The sequence below is a fragment of the Caenibacillus caldisaponilyticus genome (assembly GCF_002003465.1).
Lineage (GTDB): Bacteria > Bacillota > Bacilli > Bacillales > Sporolactobacillaceae > Caenibacillus > Caenibacillus caldisaponilyticus.
The window spans coordinates 1-7,454 of the sequence record NZ_BDDQ01000085.1; the positions used below are offsets into that span (position 1 = coordinate 1).

9 protein-coding genes are annotated in these 7,454 nt (G+C 45.3%); all 9 read left to right on the forward strand.

From position 1 onward, the window contains the following. A partial coding sequence (locus CCB157_RS16020; protein ID WP_143287112.1) for a head-tail connector protein occupies positions 1-239 on the forward strand: 239 nt, incomplete at its 5' end. Continuing rightward, the gene (locus tag CCB157_RS16025) at positions 236-580 is read left to right on the forward strand and encodes a phage head closure protein (protein WP_077616837.1); all 345 of its coding nucleotides are present in this window, start codon (positions 236-238) and stop codon (positions 578-580) included. The genes CCB157_RS16020 and CCB157_RS16025, both read left to right, overlap by 4 nt. Continuing rightward, positions 573-956, forward strand: coding sequence for an HK97-gp10 family putative phage morphogenesis protein (locus CCB157_RS16030; protein ID WP_202970048.1), 384 nt, complete (start codon positions 573-575; stop codon positions 954-956). The genes CCB157_RS16025 and CCB157_RS16030 overlap by 8 nt, the downstream gene beginning before the upstream one ends. Beyond that, the gene (gene gp17, locus CCB157_RS16035; RefSeq protein ID WP_077616839.1) at positions 953-1,324 is read left to right on the forward strand and encodes a tail completion protein gp17; all 372 of its coding nucleotides are present in this window, start codon (positions 953-955) and stop codon (positions 1,322-1,324) included. The genes CCB157_RS16030 and gp17 overlap by 4 nt, the downstream gene beginning before the upstream one ends. A 7-nt stretch (positions 1,325-1,331) precedes the next feature. After that, the gene (locus CCB157_RS16040) at positions 1,332-1,910 is read left to right on the forward strand and encodes a major tail protein (RefSeq protein ID WP_077616840.1); all 579 of its coding nucleotides are present in this window, start codon (positions 1,332-1,334) and stop codon (positions 1,908-1,910) included. Between the two features lie 66 nt (positions 1,911-1,976). Continuing rightward, complete coding sequence (gpG, locus tag CCB157_RS16045; protein WP_193432322.1) at positions 1,977-2,282, forward strand: phage tail assembly chaperone G; 306 nt, start codon at positions 1,977-1,979, stop codon at positions 2,280-2,282. A 228-nt stretch (positions 2,283-2,510) separates the two neighbouring features. Further along, positions 2,511-2,987, forward strand: a complete 477-nt coding sequence (locus CCB157_RS16050) for a hypothetical protein (RefSeq protein WP_077616841.1) — start codon at positions 2,511-2,513, stop codon at positions 2,985-2,987. Between the two features lie 55 nt (positions 2,988-3,042). Further along, positions 3,043-6,432, forward strand: a complete 3,390-nt coding sequence (locus CCB157_RS16055; protein ID WP_158077358.1) for a phage tail tape measure protein — start codon at positions 3,043-3,045, stop codon at positions 6,430-6,432. After that, on the forward strand, positions 6,429-7,454 hold a 1,026-nt coding region (locus CCB157_RS16060; RefSeq protein ID WP_193432323.1), incomplete at its 3' end, for a distal tail protein Dit. The genes CCB157_RS16055 and CCB157_RS16060, both read left to right, overlap by 4 nt.

Genomic DNA, 7,454 nt, shown 5'->3' on the forward strand with positions numbered 1-7,454 from the left:
ATGCGCTGATCCAGTCTTTGATCGATGCGTCTATAGAATATTTGGCAAACGCGGCCGATGCCAACATTGACACGTCATCAAAACTCTATGATCTCGCTCAAAAGATTCTCATCACGCATTGGTATGAGAATCGCGAACCGGTTGGAAAAGCCGATATGTTGCCGTTCAGCCTGGATTCTATGATTCTTCAATTGCGCTATACGGCTCAGGATAGCGATGAAAGTGGTGGGGCATCATGAGCAAAGTTTCTGAATATCGCCACCGCATCACGCTTCAAAAACAAGTCGAAATCGTGGATGATGAAGGTTTCCCATCGACGGATGGAGATTGGTCGGATTGGGCGACGGTTTGGGCAGCGGTTGAACCGCTCTCTACCAACCGTTTGACGACGTTTGTCGCGGCGGCAGCCGTAAATGCTGAAAATACAATCATCGTCCGTATTCGATATCGACCTGGAGTCACAGCAGACATGCGAGTCAAATACGGCAATCGAATCTTTGACATTGATCATCTGATCGACGTCGATGAGCGGCACAGGGAGCTTCAACTGGTCTGTCGGGAGGTGGTGAATGGTGGCTAATATTAGTCTGGACGGCGCCAACGAGCTGATGAAGAAGATAGACTGGATGGAAGATCGGATCAATCGGATGGCAAATAAGGCGCTTCGAGAAGCTGCCAAACCTGTGGCCGAAGCTATGCGGGCGAATGTGAACGTATCAAATAAAGAACATGTCCATATTCGTGATGACATCAAAATCAGTGGTGTGAGAACGAAAGAGGACACCAAATACATTGATGTCGGCCCGGGAAAGGATACGGCGTGGCGGGCGAAGTTTTTGGAATTTGGAACGAGCCATGCGCCTCCCTATCCGTTCATTGAACCGGCCATAAAAGAAACGAAAGAGGAAGTCAAACGCATTTTGCGCGAATCGTTGAAAGCGGGGCTTGGCGGATGATTGACGTCAAGCCCCAAATCTATCAAGCGATGATCAATGATTCGCAATTGGTTGCATTGCTCGGCGGCAAAAATGTATATCAGATCAAAGAAAAGGATGCGACGGTCTTCCCGCGCATCACGTTTTTTGAGCTTGATAACTATGAATCCAGATATGCGGACGATGCGGCATTTGTCGCTGAAATACGCATTCAGATTGATGTATGGCACACCGATAACTATTCATCGATTGTGAACCGTGTCAACGAAATTATGGAGTCATTGGGGTTCGTTCGCTACTTTGCGACGGACCTTTTTGAGTCGGAAACCGAACCAAAATTATTCCATAAGGCTTTGAGGTACAAAATTTCAAAAGTAATTGAGGAGTGAGGAGAAAATGGCAGAAACCGGCGTTCGTGTTGGTTTGCGGGATTTGCACTATGCGATTTTGCAACAAGACGATGAGACCGGAGTGACATATTCTCAACCGAAACTCATGTCGAAAGCGATCCAAGCAACGATCAACCCGACGACGAACTCGCAAACTCTCTATGCCGATGACGGTCCGTCGGATGTTGCAACGGCTTTGGGGGAGATTGCTGTATCCCTCCAAGTTCGTGACTTGCCGAACGATGTTCTTGAAGAAATTCTTGGGCACACCGTTGATCAAAATGGCGTTTTGATCAAAAAATCAACTGATGTGGCGCCATATGTTGCAATTGGATTCCGTTCGGTAAAATCGAACGGGAAATACCGTTATGTATGGCTTTATAAGGGAAAATTTCGACCGCAACAAGATGAATATCAAACCAAGCAAGAACAGCCGGCCTTCCAAACGCCGACGATTGAAGGTACGTTTATTCGGCGTGATTTTGATAATGCTTGGCAGGCAGTCGGTGATGAAGATGATGCGGCGTTTACGAAAGGCGATACTTGGTTTGATGCGGTCTATGATCCGAACGCTCCGGCCGGCTGAACATATGGGGCGGGTAAAAAGCTCGCTCCACCTTTTTATACATAACTATTTTGGGAGGTTTGATCTATGGAACTTACTTTGATGATTGATGGGAAGAAAAAAACGTTTACGACAGGCTTTATTAGTGCCATGATGTACAGGAAAACGCTCGTAATGAGCAAAAAATTGAATAAAAATACGTTCGATGAAAACGATCTTGACGCGATTGTTGATTTTATCGTAGAGTTGTTCGGAAAACAATTTACTCGCGACGAATTTTATCACGGCCTTGCCGCGAATAAATTGGAACAAACCGTCATGGATTGTATTAACGGCATTATTAGCGGTGGAAATGAAGCACTTGGGATCGGGGATGAAGAGAACCCAAACTGAAAGACGGGGTCGAAAAGAGCGACCCCGAAGATGTGATCAAAGATATGTATTTTAATCTCATGAAACAGGGTTGGTCATTATACGAAATCGATAATATGGACATATACTTCTTTTTTGAGCTTTTAAACCACCAATCCAAACCTAAAATCGGATTCATCGATCAAGTGATTTAGAAGGATTCTCCTTTCTAAGAATCGAATATAATGGTTTTGAAAGGGGAATCTTAACATGAAAAAACTATATTTACTGTTTATTCCATTTTTGATTCTTGGTATGGTGGCTTGCTCTGATAAATCAAGCCAAACTAATGGGGAGAAGAACACTGATGCAAAGCAAACAACCAAACAGACAGAGGAAATTAATATTGATCAGGATTTTTTAAACGACGTGGTGAATTTCCGCGATGATATCAAAAACGCAATGGATGATTTGGTTTTATATGATACTTGGAAGGATGTTGGCAGCTTAAGTGATAAGGAATATGAAGAAAAAATAGAATCGTTTTTTGATAAATGGTCAACCGACAAAATTGATGGGAACGCAGAAGAGGCAAGGATAGTAGATATTTGTAACGATCTCATTCTTAAGTATCTAGAATATGTCAAAGATTCTCTTGCCGGACAAAAAGATAAGGCAGATTACGCTTTGGATATTTTCAAAAGTGATCTAAATCAATTAGACAGTATCATTCAGAAATATAATTAAAAGCCACTCCATTCGGAGGGCTTTTTTATTTATGCCCGAAAGGGTGGTGGGGTTCATGGCTGAAGAAATTGAAAATCTTGTAGCCAGAATTACATTCGACGGTACTCAATTCCAAAAAGGCGCTGCGGCGATCAATCGGCAAATAAAAGTTCTTCAATCCGAATTCCAAGCGGCAGCAGCCAAGTTCACGGATTTTGGCAAAAGCACCGATAGTCTAAAGCTGAAATCCGATTCGCTCACGAAGCAAATTGAGCTACAAAAGAAGCGAATCGACGCTTTACGGTCATCACTCCAACAGACTATCGAGAAAAAGGGTGAAGACTCTAAGGCATCACAGAATCTAGCGATCCAGATCAACAACGCGAAAGAAAAGCTCGCCCAAATGGAGAATGAGCTTAAAAAGACAAATGATCAGCTCAAAAAACAAAGCTCTGGATGGAATCAATTTCAACAAAAATTGGGTTCAGCGGGCGAGAAAATGAAAAGCATTGGCGACAAGATGAAAGATGTCGGGGAAAGTATGACCAAAAAGGTGACTGCTCCGATCGTTGGGGTAGGTTTCGCAGCTACGAAAGCAGCTATTGATTTTGAATCCGCTTTTGCAGGAGTTCGAAAAACGGTCAATGCGACCGAGGATGAATACAGGCAACTGGAAAAAGGCATCCGTGATATGGCAAAACAAATCCCGTCATCTGCGGAGGAAATTGCTCATGTCGCCGAAACGGCCGGTCAGCTTGGCATTCAAAAGAAAAACATTCTTTCCTTCACCCGAACGATGATCGACCTTGGCAATTCTACCAACTTGAGCGCCGATGAAGCGGCCACTGCATTAGCTCGTTTGGCGAATATTACTCAAATGCCGCAAAACCAATTCCGTCGTCTTGGGTCAGCCATCGTTGCACTTGGTAACAACATGGCAACGACTGAATCTGAAATCGCGGAAATGGCGCTCCGAATTGCCGGCGCCGGTCATCAAGTTGGAATGACCCAACCACAAATTCTCGGTTTCGCAGCAGCCCTTTCGAGTGTAGGTATCAACGCGGAAGCAGGTGGATCGGCGATTTCCCGTGTCATGATTACGATGGCTAATGCAGTGAAAAACGGCGGGAAAGCATTGGATGAATTTGCGCAAGTAGCGGGAATGTCCTCATCCCAATTCGCAAAGTCGTTCGAAAAAGATGCCGCCGGGTCCATCATTCGGTTTATCGAAGGATTGGCGAAAGTCAAGGAAAGTGGCGGAAATGTATTCCAAGTTCTCAAAGACCTTGGATTGTCTGAAATTGAGGTCCGCGATGCTTTGCTTCGTGCTTCCGGGGCAGGTGACCTATTCCGCCGCTCGTTGCAGCTGAGCACGAAAGCCTGGAAGGATAATAACGCCTTAACTCGTGAAGCAACACAGCGCTACAAAACGACCGAGTCGCAGCTGAAAATCTTTTGGAACCGCATCAAGGATGTCAGTATCTCTCTTGGCCAGGCTCTAATTCCAGCCCTACTTGATGCCATTGACGCATCGAAACCTTTCGTCGATTGGCTGAAAAGAATGGCCGAAGGATTCGCCAAGCTCGACAAACCAACTCAACGGATGATATTGGCTTTTGCTGGCGTTACAGCTGCAATCGGCCCGTTTTTAGCTATGGTTGGACCTTTGGTTGCCGGCATTGGAGCATTGGCTGTTGCATTTAGCGCGGCAGAAATTTCAATCGGAGCGGTATTGGGTCCTATTGGACTTGTTATCGGCGGCATCACAACATTGGGTCTTGCCATTGCTGGGCTAACTCATAGGCAACGTGACTATGCCGATGAAGCAGGCCATTTTCAAAAGGTGAACTTCCAAACGGCAGACAGCCTGATGAAACAGCATGAAGCAAACGAAAAATTGATCGAAGAATTCGATCGTTTACGGAATAAATCGAGCTTAACAACAGAAGAATTTGGTCGTTATCTCGATCTTCAAGATCAACTGAAAGAGACATCTGATCCGGAAGCTATCAAGAGCATAAAGGACCAGATGGAGCAGCTCCGTAAAAAATCGGGGTTGTCAAATGATCAGCTTCAACGAATGGTCGATTTAAACGATAGATTGACCGATAAGCTGCCTGAAGCGACGGCTAAAATTACCGATCAGGGTAATAAGGTTGCGGATACGACTGATAAATTAAAAGAATACAATGAGCAAATGGGTAAAGCGGCGACAATGGAATTGGAACGGCAATACGAAAATGCTTATAGCAATGCGAAAAAGGCCGTCAAGGAAAATAAAGATGCGCACGACAAACTTAACAACAGTATTAAGTTAGAACGCGATTTACTTTCTCTTGTTAGAAATTACAATAAGGAAGATGTAAAAAACGAGCTAAAAAAACATGAAGTCGCTGTCCAAAATCTTCAAATTCTCCTCCGAAGCAATACGCTTCGTGGCGAGCAAAGGAAAACTGTCGTTGAAGCTTTAGAAAAAGAAAAAGAAATCGTTAAGGCGCTAAAAGGTGGAAAAGATGCATTACTTGACGAGGTAAACATTATCGCAAAAGAAAATGACCAGCTTAAAGAGCAAATACGCAATAACAATAAAAAGGTTAAGCAATATGAAGATGCCCGCCGGAAACTAGAAATTCAGTATTTGACAGAGGCCGGTATAAGCAAGAAGATTGCTGAACAAAACGTCAAAAAAGGAACTGAAATCGATTTAATTGATTTGACCATTGCTAAGCTCAAATCAAAATTAAAAACCATCGAAAGAGAAACGCCTCCGAATCAAAAAAATACGGCCGAGTATAGAAGGCAAGTTTCTGCTATCAAAAACCAAATCAGCAATTTAGAGTCTGTTCGTTCCAAGGTCATAGATATAAAAGAGGACGCACAGTCGCTTAATAAGGCCCTTGGAAAAAGCATTTCAAAGAAAATCGATATGAAAGTAGATATCGATTGGTCCAAAATCCCGCCACAACAACGGCGCTTTGTAATCGGCCAAGTCAATGCTTGGAGACTTCAAGGCTACGCGAAGGGCACAGACAACGCTCCGCCCGGATGGGCTTGGGTTGGTGAAGAAGGACCTGAGCTCATGTGGGTCCCGGGTGGTTCCAAGATCATCCCGCATGATCTATCTATGAAAATCGCAAAGATGTGGCAGTTGCCGCAGTTGGCCGTCGGCGGTGATGTGGTGCGTTCCGGCCTTGCCCTGGTGGGCGAGCGAGGCCGTGAGCTCATGAAGCTGCCGGCCGCAGGGACGGCGCCGCTATCCGTGGGCGGCGCTGATATCCGTCAAATCATCATCCGGCAGGATCAGCAAATTGCCATGATGCAACGACAAGTCGATGTTTTGACGCAGATTTTGGCAAAGGACCCAAACTTCTACCTCGATGGGAAATTGATATATAGCGTGAACAAAAAATACGAGAAACAAGAAACCAACATCCGGAACGTGTTCAAGGGGGTGACTAGCTTGTGAGTGAACTGACTTTCAATTTTTGCGGCATCTATGCGGAAGAGCTGTCGCTCACCGTCAACGATATCCGGCGGGCGGTTGTTCCGGAGATCACCGAAAACGTTCAGAACATCCCCGGCATGGTTGGGGAATTGTTCCTCGGAAACAGCTATGGAAAATTGATCTTTGAAATCGATGTGACGCTCAAAGCGAATGACGCTCGGGATCGTGCAGAGAAACTTCACGATCTGGCGAATCTCTTCATGACCTTCGGTGACGGGGAATGGCCGATGATTTTTTCAAATGATGCGGAATACACATATTACGGCCATTTCACCAATATATCAATGCCGCAAAAAATTTTGGAAGGTCATCCCTGGGTGACGTTCACATTGACATTTGCTTGCTCCGATCCGAAAGGCTACGGAGAGTACGAGAGCTATGACATCACCGAAAACCCAATACTCATCACACCAAATGGGACAGCGGAATGCTATCCCATTTTTACTTGCATCCCGAAAAAGGATATCACGAAAATCGCTATTACGGACGAGGAAGGGAATTACGTCTTCATCGGCGCCGACGTCGATCCCGATACAGGGGATGAGCCGGTTGACTTGGAACCGTTGGTACTGCATGACCCGTGTAATACACTCGCGACTTGGACGGAAGTAACAAAAGACAATATCACTTTTGATTTGGAGAATGGCATCCCAAGCGGGCATATGAGAAGTACCACGGATTCAATCAAGGTGGCATTGGACAGCAATGGCGTTTCAGACTTTGGCCCGGCTACCAACGACAAAAAGTGGCACGGCCCGGTCCGTATGCAATGGCTTCCCGGCGCATATTCCGATTTTCGGCTGCTCGTGCGGATGTATAACTATCAATACTACCCGCGAGCACATGGCAAATGTGAGGTCTATCTTCTGGATGAAAACGGCGAGCGGATGGGCAAAATCATGCTGAAAGATGCCAGCAACAGCAAAGAAGTCGCGGCACAAATTCAAATCGGCACGCATAGCGATTTCAAAGAGATCTATGCA